Genomic DNA, 14560 nt, shown 5'->3' on the forward strand with positions numbered 1-14560 from the left:
CCGCAGGCCGACACCGAGGGCCAGACCTTCGGTCGCTTCTGTGGATGACCTCACCGGTCCCGTCCGCCGGTGGATAACCGGTGATGATGCGTTGCGGTCGCTATAGCAACCGGAACGCATCGATCTTCGTCAGCGACCGAGCGGTGATGATGCGTTGTGGTCGCCATGACGACCACAACGCATCATCATCAGTCCCGCCGTAGGCGACGCCAGAGGAGGAACAGGATGACGACTCCGGCGCCGATCGCGAGGGGCTTGCCGTAGGCCTTCACCAGGGCCGGCAGCAGCGTGCTGCCGAGGTCGAGGGGTTCGTCCTCCTGCCCGGCCGAAGCCGACGACGATGTCGCCGTCGACGCCGAGGAGGTCGCCGCCGTCGGCTGGGGGATCTCCTCCGTGTGCTCCGCGTCCTCGACGCTCTCGGCGGCGGCTGGACCGAGCTTGGTCTTCAGACAGTCGACGAACTGATCGAGCAGCTTGTCGCTGACGTCCTGGATCATGCCCCGTCCGAACTGCGCCGGCTTGCCGGTGATCGACAGCTCGGTCTCCACCCGCACGCGAGTGCCGTCACCGTCCTCGCTGAGCGTGGCCACGACATCGGCCCCCGCCGTGCCGTTGCCGCGCTTGTCCTTGCCCTTCGCCTCGATCGTCATGCGGTGCGCGGACTCGTCCTTCTCCACGAAGGTGCCCGAGCCGTTGTACACCAAGGCGATCGGACCGAGCTTGACCTTGACCGAGCCCTCGAAGCCGTTCTCATCGGCCGAGGCGACGGTCGCCCCCGGGAAGCACTGCGCCACGGACTCGATGTCGTTGAGGGCCGTCCAGGTCTCGTCGACGGTGGCCGGGACCGTGAACTCATGGGTCAGCTGCATCGCCATCTCAGACCTCCGCCGCCGCCAGCACCGCGCGCCGGGTGAGCACCGCGGCCAGGTGCCGGCGATAGTCCGCATCGCCGTTCAGGTCCGTCGGCGGATTGGTGCCATCGGCCGCGACGGCCGCTGCCTGCCGCACCGCCTCATCGGTAGCGGGCAGCCCGACCAGCGCCTCCTCGACAGCCCTCGCCCGGACTGGGGTCACGTCCATATTGGTGAGCCCGACGCGAGCCTCCGCGATGGTGCCCCCCTCGGTGCGCACCGCAGCCGCCACCGCGACGATCGGCCACTGATGCGCCACCCGCACGAACTTCTCGTAGTGGGCGCCCCAGCCCGTGTACTTGGGGATCCGCACCTCGACCAGCAACTCGTCATCGGCCATCGACGTGGTGAAGAAGTCGTCGAAGAAGTCGTCCGCGGCGATCGTGCGGCGACCACCGGGCCCGGCGACGAGGAACTCGGCACCGAGCGCGAGCACCGGAGCACCCAGATCGCCGGCCGGATCGGCATGGGAGAGCGCCCCGCCGAAGGTCCCTCGATGACGCACCTGCGCGTCGGCGAGATGCTCGATGGCCTTGGCGATCAACGCCGCATGCTTCCGGACCAACGGATCGCCACTGACCGTGTGATGTGTCGTCGTCGCGCCGATCACGAGCGCGTCTCCGTCATCGCGGATACCGCGCAGGCCCTCGATACGGCCCACGTCGATGAGCACCTCGGGGGCGTTGAGTCGCATCCGCAGCACCGGGAGCAGGCTCTGCCCCCCGGCGATGATCTTGGCATCGTCACCGTGCTCGGCGAGGGCGGCGACCGCCTCGTCGAGCGTGGTCGGTGCCAGATAGTCGAAGTCGGCGGGAATCATCGTGTCGCTCCTTCCGTCGCGGCGGCTGCTTGGATCGCCTGCCACACCCTCTGCGGCGTACACGGCATCCGCACATCCTCGACCCCGAGATGCCGCACCGCGTCGACCACCGCGTTGACCACGGCGGGGGTCGAGGCGATCGTGCCCGCCTCCCCGACACCCTTGGTGCCGAGCGAGTTGGTCAGCGAGGGAGTCACGGTGTGGCCGAGATCGAAGTCGATCGTGTCGGCCGCGGTCGGCAGCAGATAGTCCACGAAGGATCCGCTGACGAGGGTGCCCGCATCGTCGTAGACGGCCTCCTCCCAGAGCGCCTGCGCGATGCCCTGGACCAGACCGCCGTGCACCTGCCCGGCGACGATCAGCGGGTTGATCACCGTGCCGACGTCGTCGACGCAGGTGTACTTGCGCATCCTGACCGCGCCGGTCTCGGTGTCGACCTCCATCGCGCACAGATGTGTGCCGTGCGGGTAGCTGAAGTTGACCGGGTCGTAGGTGGCATCGGAGTCCAGCGACGGCTCCATGTCCTCAGGGAGATCGTGCGCGGCGAACACGGCGGCCGCGATCTCCCCGATCGCCATGCCCTGGCCCGTGCCGCGCACATTGAAGCGGCCCGCGGAGAACTCGATATCGTCGACCGAGGCCTCCAGCAGATGCGCGGCGACCAGCTTGGCCTTCGCGATCACCTTGTCGGAGGCCCGGACCAGTGCTTCACCGCCGACCACCAACGACCGGGACCCGTAGGTGTCCAGCCCCTTGGCGGCGATCTGCGTATCCCCGTGCAGGACCTCGACGGCCTCGAACGGGACCCCGAGCCGGTCGGCGACGATCTGGCTGAACGCCGTCTCGTGGCCCTGCCCGTGGGCCGAGGCCCCGGTGATCACCTCGACCGTCCCCGTGGCGAGCATGCGCACGGAGGCGTGCTCCCAACCGCCGGCACCGTAGTCGAGTGATCCCAGCACCCGCGACGGTGCGAGACCGCACATCTCGGTGAAGGTCGAGATGCCGATGCCCAGCTGCACCGGATCGCCGCTCTCGCGGCGGCGCCGCTGCTCGGCGCGCAGCTCGTCGTAGCCGAACTTCTCCTTGGCGAGCGCGGTGGCGGCCTCGTAATTGCCGGAGTCGTATTCCAGGCCGGCGACGGTAGTGAACGGGAACTCCTCGTGCTTGATCCAGTTCTTCTCGCGCACTTCCAATGGGTCGGCACCCAGTTCAGCGGCGAGCTCGTCCATCATCCGTTCGATGCCGAAGGTCGCCTCGGGCCGGCCGGCGCCCCGGTAGGCGTCTGTCCACGTCTTATTGGTGAGCACGGTCTGGCAGGCGAAGTGATAGGCCGGGAACTTGTAGATCGCATTGAACATGAAGGCCCCGAGCACCGGAACGCCTCCGCCGACGACGGCGACATAGGCCCCGAGATCGGCCAGCAGTTCGACCTTCAGGCCGGTGACAGTGCCGTCCTTCTCGGCGCTGAGCGTGAGCTTCTGCCACTGGTCACGGCCGTGGTGACCGGCCACCAGCGATTCGGACCGGGTCTCGGTGTACTTGACCGGCTTGCCGAGCCGACGGGCCAGCGCCCAGACGACCCACTCCTCCGGCGTGGTCTGCAGCTTGCCGCCGAAGCCACCGCCGACATCCGGCGCGATCACCCGGATCTTCGACTCAGGGACACCTGTGGTGGCGGCGAGCGCGAAGCGCACGATGTGCGGGATCTGCGTGGCGGACCACATCGTGAGCTGCTCGCCGGTCGGATCGACGACGACCGAGCGCGGCTCCATGAAGGCCGGGATCAGCCGCTGCTGCCGGAACTCCCGCTCGACGACGACGCCATCCTCGCGGGCCTTGGCGATGGCCTCCTCGACATCGCCGCCGGTTCCAGCAGCGGCGGAGTCGAAGATCCAGAGCGCCGACTTGTTGGTGCCGAGGTCGGGGTGGGCGAGGGGCCCGCCGGTCTCGTCGGCGGTCGCGGCCTCCTTGAGGTCGAGCGCCGCCGGCAGCTCCTCGTAGTCGACATCGACGAGCTCGGCGGCGTCGCGTGCCGCCGTCGCCGTCCTGGCGACCACGACCGCGACGATCTCTCCGGCGAAGGCGACGCGGTCGGCCGGCATCGGCGAATGCGCCGGGGTGACCTGCTCGGGCGTGATCGGCCAGGCGTTGATGCAGGCGCCCAGCTCCTCACCGAAGTCCGCCCCGGTGAACACGGCGGTCACATTGGGCGAGGACGCCGCCTCGCTGGTGTCGATGCCGACGATCTTGGCGTGCGCGAAGGGACTGCGCACCATCGCCACGTGCAGCATGCCCGGCAAGGTGATGTTGTCGGTCCAGCGGGTGCGGCCGGTGATCAGGCGCTGGTCTTCCTTGCGACGGCGGTCGCGGCCGATCTCGGCGACCGGGGCCTCCTCGACGGCGGTCATGACCGCACCTCCTTCGCCGCGGTGCGTACGGCTTGGACGATATTCTGATAGCCGGTGCAGCGGCACAGATTGCCCTCGAGGCCGATCCGGATCTCGTCATCGCTGGGATCGGGATTCTCGGCGAGGAGGTCGACCGACTGCATGATCATGCCCGGCGTGCAGTAGCCGCACTGGAGGGCATGGCACTCGTGGAACGCGCGCTGCACGGGGTGGAGCTCACCGTCATCGGCGAGACCTTCGATGGTGGTGACCTCTCCCCCGTCGGCCTGCACGGCGAGCACATTGCAGGACTTCACGCTCTGCCCGTCGAGGTGGACGGTGCAGGCACCGCAGTTGCTGGTGTCACAGCCGACCACGGTGCCGGTCTTGCCGAGGGTCTGGCGCAGGTAGTGCACCAGCAGGGTGCGGGGGGCGACATCGTCGCTGACCGTGGCTCCGTCGACGGTCATCGTGATCCTGGTCATGGGGCGGCTCCTGAGCGTTGTCAGTGTGATGGACCTCACACTAGGCGCCGGCAGGTTGGCGAACGGTTGGCCAGGGAGCCCTTAGTCACCCGCCCCCCGTCCACTCACCCGCCCGTCCCAGGTTCGCGAGTGGTGCGAATTCGCCCTGATATCGGCGTTTGCCGGGCGAATCTGCACCACTCGCGGGCAGAATTGCACCACTCGCTGCCGCCCTGCCGCGGGCCACGAGGGTCGCTCAGCCCAGATGACGTGACCGGGCGACCGCGAGGCGAGCCTTCAGCAGGGCACGACTGGGATGGGGGGCCGAGCCCATAGCCCTCAGCCCCGCCTCGATGACCTCGCTGTCGTGCGGGACGAGCTCGCTGTAGCGCACGACGGCCGCCGGATTCGGATCGGCCAGCAACGCCTCACGTATCGCCACTGCGACGACCTCTCCCAGCTCCATCAGCACCGGGGACTCCGTGCCGGGCATCAGGTCGCCGCGATAGGCGTGGACCGCCTCGCTGACCCGCCCGGCCCGGAGCAGATCGAGCACGGTCTCGACATCGGTCTGCACCGGCATCATCAGTCGATAGGGGCGCGATGCCAGCTGTCCGGAGAGGGCACCGCGCAGATGCGAGACCTCGACCTTCAACGTGGAGAGGGTGACCGCGGCATCGCCGTAGAGCAGGGCATGCAACTGATCGAGGCTCAGGCCGTCGGGGTGGAGCGCGAGCAGGGCGAGGATCTCGGTCTGCCTCCGGCTGAGCAGCAGCCGTGCTCCGTCGAGCCGCACCTCGACCGCGCCGAGCAGCGTGAGATCCAGTCCCGGCTCCCCGAGCTCCGCTTCGTCCGCGGCGGCAGGGGCACCCCGCGCGGGGAGCGCCGACTCGACGAGCCGGGCGAGCACCCGCGCCGTGGCGAGACCGATCGGATGGGTCCGGTCCCAGGTCGTCGAGAGATCGACGACCCCGAGCTGCTCCCCCGTGACCGGATCGCGCACCGGTGCCGCCCAGCACACCCAGTTGTGCACCATCGGCGCATAGTGCTCGGCGCTGAAGACCATGCTCGGCACGCCGAGCCGATTGGCCAGGTCGAGCGCATTGGTGCCGGCGGATCTGTCGTCCCAGCGACCCGCCGGCACGAAGTTGACGCTCTCGGCCTTGCGTCGCATGACCCGGCCGCCGTAGGTCCAGAGGATCCGGCTCTCGGGATCCGTGACGGCGACGACGAGGTCGCCGTCCTCCGCCGTCCGGCGAAGTTCGGCCTCGATCCGCTCGACCGCGGCCTGTAGAGGGGATTCACGCCAGTAGGCCAGCGCCTCGCCTTCGTCGGCCAAGGGCGCTTCGCCGATCCGCTCGACATCGGCCTGCTCGGATCGTCGCCAGCTGCTCAGGATCTCCGGCCGCACCAGGTCTTCGGCGGCATCGCCCTGCTCGACGAAGGACGTCCAGGCGCGCATCGCCCGCACGCGCCTCGCCTGAAGCTCCGCCTGCTCCATGGACCAACTCTAGGAGCATTCGCCGCTTCTTCCCAGATGTGGCCGGGGTGGACGATCTTCAGCCGAGGAGGATGCCGGGGTTGAGGATGCCGACCGGGTCGAGCTCCCGCTTCGCCCCGGACAAAGCCGCCGCGAACAGATCGGGACGCTGGCGGTCGTACCAGGGTCGGTGGTCGCGGCCGACCGCGTGATGGTGCGTGATCGTGCCACACGCCCTGTTGATCGCCTCGCCGACCGCGACCTTGATCTCGTCCCACTGCTCGACCGTGCTGCCCCAGGTGCCGGCGGCGTAGACCCCGAAATAGGGCGCCGGACCGTCGGGATAGACGTGCGTGAACCGGCAGGTGACCACGCCGGGCACGCCCAGGGAGCGCATCGCCTCCTCCGCGGCTGCCGTGACGCCCGCGCGCAGATCGTCGTAGCGGTCCCACGTGCACGCGGTCTCGAAGGTCTCCACGATCATCGACCGCGCCGCCAACGCATCACGCTGGTAGGGCATGCGCAGGAAGGCCGAGCGCCAGGCATCCGAGGCTCCGCTGCGAGCCACCTCGTCCGCGCTGTCGGTGTAGCGGGGCGGTTCGGTCAGCGAGCCACCGTGGTCGCGGCAGATCTCGACCGCACGCTCCATCCACGGCTCCAGCGGATGATCGGCGGACTCGAAGCCCAGCACGAGGATCGCCGACGAGGCGCCCGCGTTGATCGCCGCCTCGACCGCATCGAGGAAGCGGCAGTTCGCCGGCTGCAGGCCGGACTGGGCGATCGTGCGCACGGCCCGCACGCCGGCATTCTCGTCGGTGAAGGACACGGTGGCAGCAGCACGCCAGCGCGGGCGTTCTCGGATCCGCATCCACGCCCGCGTGACGACTCCGAGCGCCCCCTCGGAGCCGAGGATCAGCCGATCCGGTGACGGTCCGGCGCCAGAGCCCGGCAGCCGCCGCGACTCCATCGCGCCCCTCGGCGTGACCGTGCGGACGGACTCGACGAGATCGTCGATATGGGTCGGTCCGGTGGCGAAGTGACCGCCGGCTCGGGTCGCGATCCAGCCGCCGAGGGTCGAGAACTCGAAGGACTGTGGGTAGAAGCGCAGGGTGTATCCGTAGGGGCGCAGCTGCTCCTCGAGCTCGGGACCGAGCGCACCAGCCTCGATCAGCGCCGCCTGGCTGGTGGCGTCGACCTCGAGCACCCGCGACATCTCCCGCAGGTCGAGGCTCACCACTCCGGCATCGTGAGCGAAGCGTGGCTCGACGCCGCCGACCACCGACGTGCCCCCGCCGAACGGCACGACCGCGATCCCTCTATCGGTGCACCAATCGAGAACAGCTGCCACGTCGGCCTCACTGCGCGGTCGCACCACCAGATCCGGTACATGGTCGAATCGTCCGAGCAGCGCTCGGACGACGTCGCGGAAGGCCTGCCCGTGCGCGTGGGACAGCCGGTCGACGTGGTCATCGGAGCAGAGGTGCGCGAGGGTCACCGGAGCCTCGACCCGCGAGGCCGGCACGGCGATGGCGCGCGGATCCGGGGGCTCGTGTGCCGTCAGGTCGGCGCCCGGCAGCAGCTGGCCGACATTCGCCGCCAGAACCTCGGCCTCGGACGAGCTCAGGGCATCCTCCGTCGTGCCCCAGCCCCACCATGAACGCCCCATTACAGCCTCCTGAACTGACGTATGCGTAAGTTACGTAGGCGTCAGTTCATCGTAGACTGGCCGCATGCGCAAGTCCCCTTCGCCGGCCACCGGCACCAAAGGCGTCCCGAGAGCGGAGCGTGAGGCCGAGATCCTCGATGCCGCGTGCCGGGAGTTCGGCGAGCAGGGCTACGAGCACGGGTCCGTCGCCCGCATCGCCGCAGCCTGCGACATCTCGCGCGCCTTGGTGTACGAGTACTTCGGATCGCGCGACGGACTGCACGAGAGATGCGTGCGGGCGGTCGGCGATCCACTCGTCACCGCCGTGACAGCGGCTCAGACGAGCCCCGACCCCGGCATCCGAGCGCAGGCGACGATCTCGGCGATCCTGATGGAGCTGGAGGAGCGCCGGTCCGACTGGCACCTGATCTACGACCCGACGCTTCCCCGGAGCGCGGCCGGGTACGCGGTCGCCCAGGGCTACCGCGAGCGTCTGAACCGCCTCGGGGCCGAAGGGGTCCGGGCGGTGAACGACACCCGCGACGCGCTGGACCTCAGCCTGCTCACACACCTCTGGTACGGCACGGTCAGCTCGACGATCTCCTGGTGGCAACGGCATCCCGACGAGAGCGCGGCCTCGCTCGCGGACCGATGGCACCGGTTGTTCGCCGACGGAGCATCAGCCCCGACGACCGGATAGGCGAGGCGCGGTAGCTCGTCCTCATCGCGCGGGTTTGAGGTTGCCCAGCTACCGCCACCGATCGGGACGATCCGCGCGGGCCGCCGCTAGGGTGTCAGTGTGAGTGCTGAGGACCGTCGTGGACGCGTCGCGCGCTGGATGCTTCCCGGAGGCACGGAGCCCGATCCGCGGTTCACCCTCGCCAACGAGCGCACCTTCCTGGCCTGGATCCGCACAGCACTCGCCTTCATCGCCGCTGGGGTCGCCCTCGAGGCCTTCGGCGGCGACCTCTTCCACGACGACATCCGCCTGGCGGCGTCCCTCGTCGCGGTGGTGATCGGCCTGATCATCGCCGCGACCTCGCTCTTCCGCTGGCGGCGGGTCGAGTCGAGCCTGCGCCACCACACCCCCCTGCCGTGGCCCGCCCTGTTGCCGCTGCTGGCCCTCGGCACCGCACTCGCCGCCGGTGTCGTGCTCGGCCTGGTACTCGCATGACCTCCCTACGAGTCGAGACATGACCGCCGAGACCCAGCCCGAGCGCACCACCCTGGCGTGGTCACGCACCTCGCTCGCCCTGCTGGTGGTGAGCGCGTTGTTCCTGCGGTGGCTGCCGTCGGCCGGATGGATCGCGGTCCTGCCGGTGCTGGTCAGCGGATTGTTCGCCCTGGCCATCACGACGACCCGCCGCGCCGGGCCGGTCCCGCTGGTCGACACCGCGGCCGATCTGGCGGTATCCCGCATCCTGCTGACCAGTCTCGCTACCGGGATTCTCGCCCTCACCGCCGCCATCGCGGTCATCATCGCGGCCACCTGAGCGATTTCCCCACCGGCCGGAATGTGACATCATCGATGTCATGGTCGAACCGCCTGCCCTGCGCGATGTCATCCACCGTGACGTGCTCGTCGGCGATGTCCGCCTGCACATCGCCGAGGCCGGCACGGAGCACGAGGGCCCGGCCCTGGTGCTCGTGCACGGCTGGCCCCAGCACTGGTGGATCTGGCGCGACGTCCTCCCACGGCTGGCACAGCGACATCATGTGATCGCGGTGGACCTGCGCGGCCACGGCTGGAGTGAGGCGGTACCGCCCGAGGACGGGGCCTACGACAAACGCGTCATCGCCCGTGAGCTGCTGAACCTCTGCGAGACACTCGGCCTGGACCGGCCCGTCCTCGTCGGACACGACTGGGGCGGATGGGTGTCACTGCTCGCCGCCTCCATCGCGCCCGACCGGGTGCGCGGCGTAGTCGCGACCGCGATCATCGCGCCCTGGGCTCCGATCCCGTGGCGCGACCTGTGGCGCTTCGCCTACCAGCTCGTCGCCGGAGGACCCCTCGGCTACGCCGCCCACCGCCGATTCAAACAGCGTTTCCTGCGCCTGGTCTTCAAACTGGGCGCCGGGGGCGGTCGACGGCTGACCACCGACGAGAAGAAGGTCTATCTCGTCCGCTACCGCGACCCCGCCCGCGCTCGCGCCGGTGTCGCCATGTACCGGCAGTTCCTCCTCAACGAGATGCCCGACCTACGGCGGGGACATTACGCGAACCGACCGCCCGCGGATCTGCCGGTGCTGCTGCTACCGGGACGCGACGACGGCGTGCTGACACCGCGACTCGTACGTCGCGCCGAAGGGCCCTCGGTCGAGGTGAGGACGGTCGAGAACGCGGGCCATTGGGTGCCCGAGCAGCGTCCCGACGCGCTGGCCGAGCACGTCGAAGGCTTCGTCGCGGCCCTGGCAGACTGAGCGGGTGCCCTGGCTCGGCGTCTGGACCCCTCTCGCGATCGTCATCGTGATCTTCACGGTGAGCGTCGTCCGCGAACCGCGACGCCTGCGACCGGGTCTGTACCTGCTCGTCGCCGTCCAGCTGGCCGTGCTCGCCGCGCTCGGCGACATCCTCGACCTGGCATCGCGGTGGGGTGACGACCTCACCGCCGCCTGGATCCTCTTGGGCCTGCTGCTGCTCGGTGTGGTGACGGTGAGTCTTCTGGGGCTCTTCCTCGTCGCCAATGCCGTCACGATGCTGCGAAGAGAGGGGCGCGGCGCGGCGACCCTGGTGTCACTCGCACTGGGACTCGTGGTCGTCGGCTACGTCGCCCTCGCGATCATCGCGGTGACGGGCACGGCGCCGCGGGCCATCGCGTGGACCTTCTTCCTCGGCATGCCGATGATGTACCTCGGGTGGGTCTTCTCGGGTTTCCTGTTGTACTCGCTGGTCTACCTGTGGTGGAACAAGCGGTGGGGCGGACCCATCGACGCGGTGGTCGTGCTCGGCGCCGGACTGCGACGGGGCGAGGAGGTCACCCCGCTGCTCGCCTCCCGGCTGGACCAGGCGCGGGCCGTCGCGGACCGTTCTCGCGCCGCGGGACGCGATCCCGTCATCGTGGTATCGGGCGGGCAGGGTCCCGACGAGCGGATCAGCGAGGCCGACGCGATGGCGCGCTATCTGCGCGACCACGGCGTGCCGGCCGACCGGCTGCTGCGCGAGGACCGTTCGACCACGACCGAGGAGAATCTCGCCTTCTCCGCGCGCGTCCTCGCCGACCAGGCGCCACGGCGCGTGGCCGTGGTGACCAACAACTACCACGCCTTCCGTGCCGCGACCCTCATGCGGCAGGCCGGTCTACCCGGCTACAGCGTCGGATCTCCGACAGCGCGGTACTTCTGGCCGAGTGCGACGGTCCGGGAGTATCTGGCCCTCTTGCGCGACCATCGATGGGTCAACGGCATCGTCCTCGGCCTACTCTCGCTGCCGATGCTCTGGTCGATCGGCTACGGCGTGGTCGATCTGCTCCGCTGACACCACTCCGGTCGCGGTGGGCGGTGCGATGATGGGACGGTGAGCCTCGACTCGTTCATCGCCGGCCTGCCGAAGGCCGAGCTCCATGTCCATCACGTCGGGTCCGCGTCACCGCGCGCGGTCGCCGAGCTCGCCGCCCGGCACGCCGGCGACACCCCCGTGCCGACCGACGCCGCCCAGCTCGCCGAGTACTTCACGTTCACCGACTTCGCGCACTTCATCGAGGTCTACCTCTCGGTCGTCGATCTGCTGCGCACGCCCGAGGACCTCTGGACGCTCACCTACGAGGTCGCCCGCGACCTCGTCGGACAGAACGTCCGCTATGCCGAGCTGACGATGACGCCGTACACCTCGATCGTCCGGGGCATCGCCGCCGAGGCCTACGTCGAGGCGATCGAGGACGCCAGGCGGACGGCCGAACGCGACCTGGGGCTGAGCCTGCGCTGGTGCTTCGACATCCCCGGCGAGTCGGGTCTCGAGGCGGCCGATGTCACCCTCGACACCGCGCTGCGCCTGCGCCCCGAAGGACTGGTGTCCTTCGGCCTGGGCGGACCCGAGATCGGCGTTCCCCGGCCGCAGTTCGCGCCGCATTTCGAACAGGCGATCGCCGCCGGTCTGCGCTCTGTGCCCCACGCGGGCGAGTCGACCGGCCCCGAGACGATCTGGGACGCGATCCGGCATCTGCGAGCCGAACGCATCGGCCATGGGATCGCGGCGGCCGAGGACCCGGAACTGCTGGCCTATCTCGCCGAGCACCGCATCGCGCTCGAGGTCTGCCCGACCTCGAACGTGCGCACTCGGTCGACGCCCTCGCTCGATGAACATCCGCTCCCGGCGCTCGTCGCCGCCGGCGTGCCGGTCACCATCAACTCCGATGACCCGCCGATGTTCGAGACGACGCTGAACCGCGAGTACGCCGTCGCCGCGGACCTGCTCGGACTGGACCGGGCAGGGATCGCCGATCTCGCCCGCGCCGCGGTCGAGGCGAGCTTCGCCGATGACGCCGTCCGGCGGGATCTGCTGGCCGAGATCGACGCGTACGACTCGTGATGCGCCGATGCGCAGCCGCCTGCGTCGCGGTCGCCTTCTCGCTGTCCGCGTGCGGTGCGCCCGGGTCCGAGGCCCCACCGGTGGCCGGCGGCATCGTCGACTATCAGCTCGGCGGAGCCTATGAGCCGGACGACGAGGTCACGATCGTGGTCCGCGATCGCACCGATGAGCCCGACTCCTCGCGCTACTCGATCTGCTACGTCAACGCCTTCCAGACCCAGCCGGACGAACGCGAAGATCTCGCGCGCGACCGTCCCGAGGTGTTGTTGACCGGGCCGGGCGGGCCGGTGTACGACCCGGACTGGCCCGACGAGCAGCTGTTCGACCTGTCGACGCCCGAGCTCCGGAGCGAGGTGCTGGAGCTCGTCGAGCCGTGGGTCGCCGGATGCGCCGAGGACGGCTTCGAGGCGATCGAGGCCGACAACCTGGATGCCTGGACCCGCTCGCAGGGCCTCTACACGCGCAGGGATGCCGAGGCCTTCGCCGAAGACCTCGCCGCGCTCGCCCACGAGCACGGTCTCGCGATCGGCCAGAAGAACGCCGTGGAGGTCGACGGCCCCTCGCTCGGCTTCGACTTCGCCGTCACCGAAGAGTGCGCCGTCTTCGACGAATGCCGCACCTTCTCCGATCTCTACGGCGAGGACGTCATCGAGATCGAGTACACGGACAACGGGCACGAGGCCTTCGCGGAGGCCTGCCGCGACCGCTACGACGACCACCCGATCACCTTGCGCGACCGCGACCTGCTGCCCGCCGGCGAAGAGGGCCACGTCGTCGAGACCTGCTGAAAGTCAGCCGGCGATCCGCGTGCCGATCGCGCGCATCGCCGCGAGGACGTCGTCGCGCCGGTCGGGACCGGTCGCGTCCCAGTGCGCGAGGACGGCATAGGCGATGGTTCTCGCCGAAGCCTCGACGACCCCGATATCGGCCCGCACACCGGGATCGGTGCCGGTCTTCGACCACAGCCGGACCCCACGCTCGTCGGCCCGGTGAGCGAGCGGATCGAGCCCGAAGGCACCGCCGACCATCGACAGATCCGTGGTGCCCGCCAGCCACTGCCGCACCCGTGCGCTCACCGCGGCGCCGATGACCTCGTCGCGGTGCAGACGTGCCATCAGATCGCTCAGCTCATCGGCCCGACCACGCGAGAGCGCGGCCGGATCGGCGGGTCGGCGCTCGTCGCGCGCCCGGTCGAGCAGTGCGGAGTCGCGGAGACCGAGGGCATGTGTCGTGGCCGCGATGGGCTCCAGCCCGAGCCGGCGGATGACGACATTCGCCGCGAGATTGTCGCTGACCGCACCGATCAGGACACAGAGATCGTCGAGGCAGAGCGCCGGCTGGCGCAGCAGGTGCCACAGGCCCGAGTCGGCGACGCGCTCGTCCAGATCCCAGCCGAGCTCCTCAGCCGGGTCGAGGTCACCTGCCACGATGCGTCGCGCCGCCTCGATCAATGCGAACACCTTGCCGATGCTGGCAGTCGGCACCACCTGGTCCGCACCGTGCTCGGCAAGCACCCGGCCGGACCGGGCGTCGCGCAGACAGACCGACCAGCTGACTCCGGAGGGCAGTGCCGGCAGCGTGATCGTCATCGGGTGACCGCCTTCTCGAATCGTGGCTCCATCGCCCAGAACCCGCCCAGGGGGAGGCTCCGCAGGATCTCGGCGTCCTCGGGGTGCAGTTCCTTGCGGCGGAGCAACTCGTTGAGGATCCGCCCGCGCTCCTCGAGCAGCTCCTCGCGGGTGCGCTCGGGGAGTGTGGTCAGCCGCTCGGCGAGCTGCTGGTAACGGTATGCCCAGACGCCGCCGGGCCGGGAGAAGAAGGTCTCGGCGATCATCAGCAGCAGCGCACACGCCGTCACGACACCCATGAGGACGAAGACCCCTTCGCCGAGATCGTCGGGCGTGTAGCGCAGGGTCAGGGCGCCGCACACCACCAGCGAGAGCACGGCGATGACGTACGCGAGATCGTTGCGACGCCGCCCGATCCGCCACCATTGGACCGCGTACATCGCCATGCCCACGATCCCCAGCAGCAGATTGATTGGCAACAGAACATCGCGCATCCCGCTGCTCATGGGATCGGCCGAGGTGGAGCTCCGGATTCCGGGGATCCAGCCTCCTGGCCCGACGGTCGCGAAGGCGCCGAAGATCGCGACCCCGCAGATTACCGCGGCCATCTGCACCCGCTGCTGCCGCTGGAACCAGGCGCTGTACGACTCGGTGGTCATGCCCAGTCGGTGCTCGATCTCACCGAAGGGCACCTTCCCGCCGAAGCAGTGGTTGCGCGCCCAGTGTCGCGGGGTCTCCTCGTCGGTGTTCATCACTCGCC

General features: G+C 69.6%; 15 protein-coding genes. 7 read left to right on the forward strand and 8 right to left on the reverse strand.

The annotated features are described in order from the left end of the window. Positions 1-188 precede the first annotated feature (188 nt). From FNM00_RS07415 to FNM00_RS07440, 6 genes are all read right to left on the reverse strand, one after another. Positions 189-875, reverse strand: a complete 687-nt coding sequence (locus FNM00_RS07415; RefSeq protein WP_246065110.1) for an SRPBCC family protein — start codon at positions 873-875, stop codon at positions 189-191. 1 nt (position 876) lies between these two features. Continuing rightward, positions 877-1731: an FAD binding domain-containing protein gene (locus tag FNM00_RS07420; RefSeq protein ID WP_143912801.1), complete on the reverse strand. Its 855-nt coding sequence runs from the start codon at positions 1729-1731 to the stop codon at positions 877-879. Next, the gene (locus FNM00_RS07425; RefSeq protein ID WP_143912802.1) at positions 1728-4139 is read right to left on the reverse strand and encodes a xanthine dehydrogenase family protein molybdopterin-binding subunit; all 2412 of its coding nucleotides are present in this window, start codon (positions 4137-4139) and stop codon (positions 1728-1730) included. The genes FNM00_RS07420 and FNM00_RS07425 overlap by 4 nt, the downstream gene beginning before the upstream one ends. Further along, positions 4136-4603, reverse strand: coding sequence for a (2Fe-2S)-binding protein (locus FNM00_RS07430; protein ID WP_143912803.1), 468 nt, complete (start codon positions 4601-4603; stop codon positions 4136-4138). Before FNM00_RS07430 ends, FNM00_RS07425 begins: the two co-directional genes overlap by 4 nt. Before the next feature lie 235 nt (positions 4604-4838). Continuing rightward, positions 4839-6083: a sigma-54-dependent transcriptional regulator family protein gene (locus FNM00_RS07435; protein WP_143912804.1), complete on the reverse strand. Its 1245-nt coding sequence runs from the start codon at positions 6081-6083 to the stop codon at positions 4839-4841. A gap of 58 nt (positions 6084-6141) precedes the next feature. After that, on the reverse strand, positions 6142-7728 hold the full coding sequence (locus tag FNM00_RS07440) for an FAD-binding oxidoreductase (RefSeq protein ID WP_143912805.1): 1587 nt from the start codon (positions 7726-7728) through the stop codon (positions 6142-6144). Positions 7729-7792: 64 nt separating this feature from the next. Here FNM00_RS07440 and FNM00_RS07445 point away from each other — a divergent pair, with 64 nt between their 5' ends. The 7 genes from FNM00_RS07445 to FNM00_RS07475 all read left to right on the forward strand — a co-directional run bounded on the left by FNM00_RS07445 (position 7793) and on the right by FNM00_RS07475 (position 13020). Next, positions 7793-8407 (forward strand): TetR/AcrR family transcriptional regulator, encoded by a 615-nt coding sequence (locus FNM00_RS07445; RefSeq protein ID WP_143912806.1) that lies wholly within the window; start codon positions 7793-7795, stop codon positions 8405-8407. 99 nt (positions 8408-8506) lie between these two features. After that, entirely contained in the window at positions 8507-8881 is a 375-nt protein-coding gene (locus FNM00_RS07450; protein ID WP_221933636.1) for a YidH family protein, read from the forward strand. A gap of 19 nt (positions 8882-8900) precedes the next feature. Continuing rightward, the gene (locus tag FNM00_RS07455; RefSeq protein WP_143912807.1) at positions 8901-9200 is read left to right on the forward strand and encodes a DUF202 domain-containing protein; all 300 of its coding nucleotides are present in this window, start codon (positions 8901-8903) and stop codon (positions 9198-9200) included. A 40-nt stretch (positions 9201-9240) separates the two neighbouring features. Then, positions 9241-10128 carry an alpha/beta fold hydrolase gene (locus FNM00_RS07460; RefSeq protein ID WP_143912808.1) on the forward strand — a complete coding sequence of 296 codons (888 nt, stop codon included), beginning with the start codon at positions 9241-9243 and terminating at the stop codon, positions 10126-10128. A gap of 4 nt (positions 10129-10132) precedes the next feature. Continuing rightward, positions 10133-11182, forward strand: coding sequence for a YdcF family protein (locus FNM00_RS07465; protein WP_143912809.1), 1050 nt, complete (start codon positions 10133-10135; stop codon positions 11180-11182). Between the two features lie 39 nt (positions 11183-11221). Then, entirely contained in the window at positions 11222-12232 is a 1011-nt protein-coding gene (locus FNM00_RS07470) for an adenosine deaminase (protein ID WP_143912810.1), read from the forward strand. Then, a complete protein-coding gene (locus FNM00_RS07475) occupies positions 12232-13020 on the forward strand; it encodes an endo alpha-1,4 polygalactosaminidase (RefSeq protein WP_143912811.1) in 789 nt (262 codons plus the stop codon). Before FNM00_RS07470 ends, FNM00_RS07475 begins: the two co-directional genes overlap by 1 nt. A gap of 3 nt (positions 13021-13023) precedes the next feature. Here FNM00_RS07475 and FNM00_RS07480 read toward each other — a convergent pair whose 3' ends face one another. Both FNM00_RS07480 and FNM00_RS07485 read right to left on the reverse strand, forming a co-directional pair. Beyond that, positions 13024-13821 carry a serine hydrolase gene (locus FNM00_RS07480; protein ID WP_143912812.1) on the reverse strand — a complete coding sequence of 266 codons (798 nt, stop codon included), beginning with the start codon at positions 13819-13821 and terminating at the stop codon, positions 13024-13026. Then, a complete protein-coding gene (locus FNM00_RS07485) occupies positions 13818-14552 on the reverse strand; it encodes a hypothetical protein (protein WP_143912813.1) in 735 nt (244 codons plus the stop codon). The genes FNM00_RS07480 and FNM00_RS07485 overlap by 4 nt, the downstream gene beginning before the upstream one ends. Between the last annotated feature and the right edge of the window lie 8 nt (positions 14553-14560).

It is taken from the genome of Aeromicrobium piscarium (genome assembly GCF_007421815.1).
Taxonomy (GTDB): domain Bacteria; phylum Actinomycetota; class Actinomycetes; order Propionibacteriales; family Nocardioidaceae; genus Aeromicrobium; species Aeromicrobium piscarium.

Coding starts and splice junctions, on each gene's coding strand:
- FNM00_RS07475 (WP_143912811.1), top strand. CDS start 12,232: ATGCGCCGATGCGCAGCCGCCTGCGTCGCGGTCGCCTTCTCGCTGTCC.
- FNM00_RS07480 (WP_143912812.1), bottom strand. CDS start 13,821: ATGACGATCACGCTGCCGGCACTGCCCTCCGGAGTCAGCTGGTCGGTC.
- FNM00_RS07445 (WP_143912806.1), top strand. CDS start 7,793: ATGCGCAAGTCCCCTTCGCCGGCCACCGGCACCAAAGGCGTCCCGAGA.
- FNM00_RS07420 (WP_143912801.1), bottom strand. CDS start 1,731: ATGATTCCCGCCGACTTCGACTATCTGGCACCGACCACGCTCGACGAG.
- FNM00_RS07435 (WP_143912804.1), bottom strand. CDS start 6,083: ATGGAGCAGGCGGAGCTTCAGGCGAGGCGCGTGCGGGCGATGCGCGCC.
- FNM00_RS07430 (WP_143912803.1), bottom strand. CDS start 4,603: ATGACCAGGATCACGATGACCGTCGACGGAGCCACGGTCAGCGACGAT.
- FNM00_RS07415 (WP_246065110.1), bottom strand. CDS start 875: ATGGCGATGCAGCTGACCCATGAGTTCACGGTCCCGGCCACCGTCGAC.
- FNM00_RS07455 (WP_143912807.1), top strand. CDS start 8,901: ATGACCGCCGAGACCCAGCCCGAGCGCACCACCCTGGCGTGGTCACGC.
- FNM00_RS07440 (WP_143912805.1), bottom strand. CDS start 7,728: ATGGGGCGTTCATGGTGGGGCTGGGGCACGACGGAGGATGCCCTGAGC.
- FNM00_RS07460 (WP_143912808.1), top strand. CDS start 9,241: ATGGTCGAACCGCCTGCCCTGCGCGATGTCATCCACCGTGACGTGCTC.
- FNM00_RS07485 (WP_143912813.1), bottom strand. CDS start 14,552: ATGAACACCGACGAGGAGACCCCGCGACACTGGGCGCGCAACCACTGC.
- FNM00_RS07425 (WP_143912802.1), bottom strand. CDS start 4,139: ATGACCGCCGTCGAGGAGGCCCCGGTCGCCGAGATCGGCCGCGACCGC.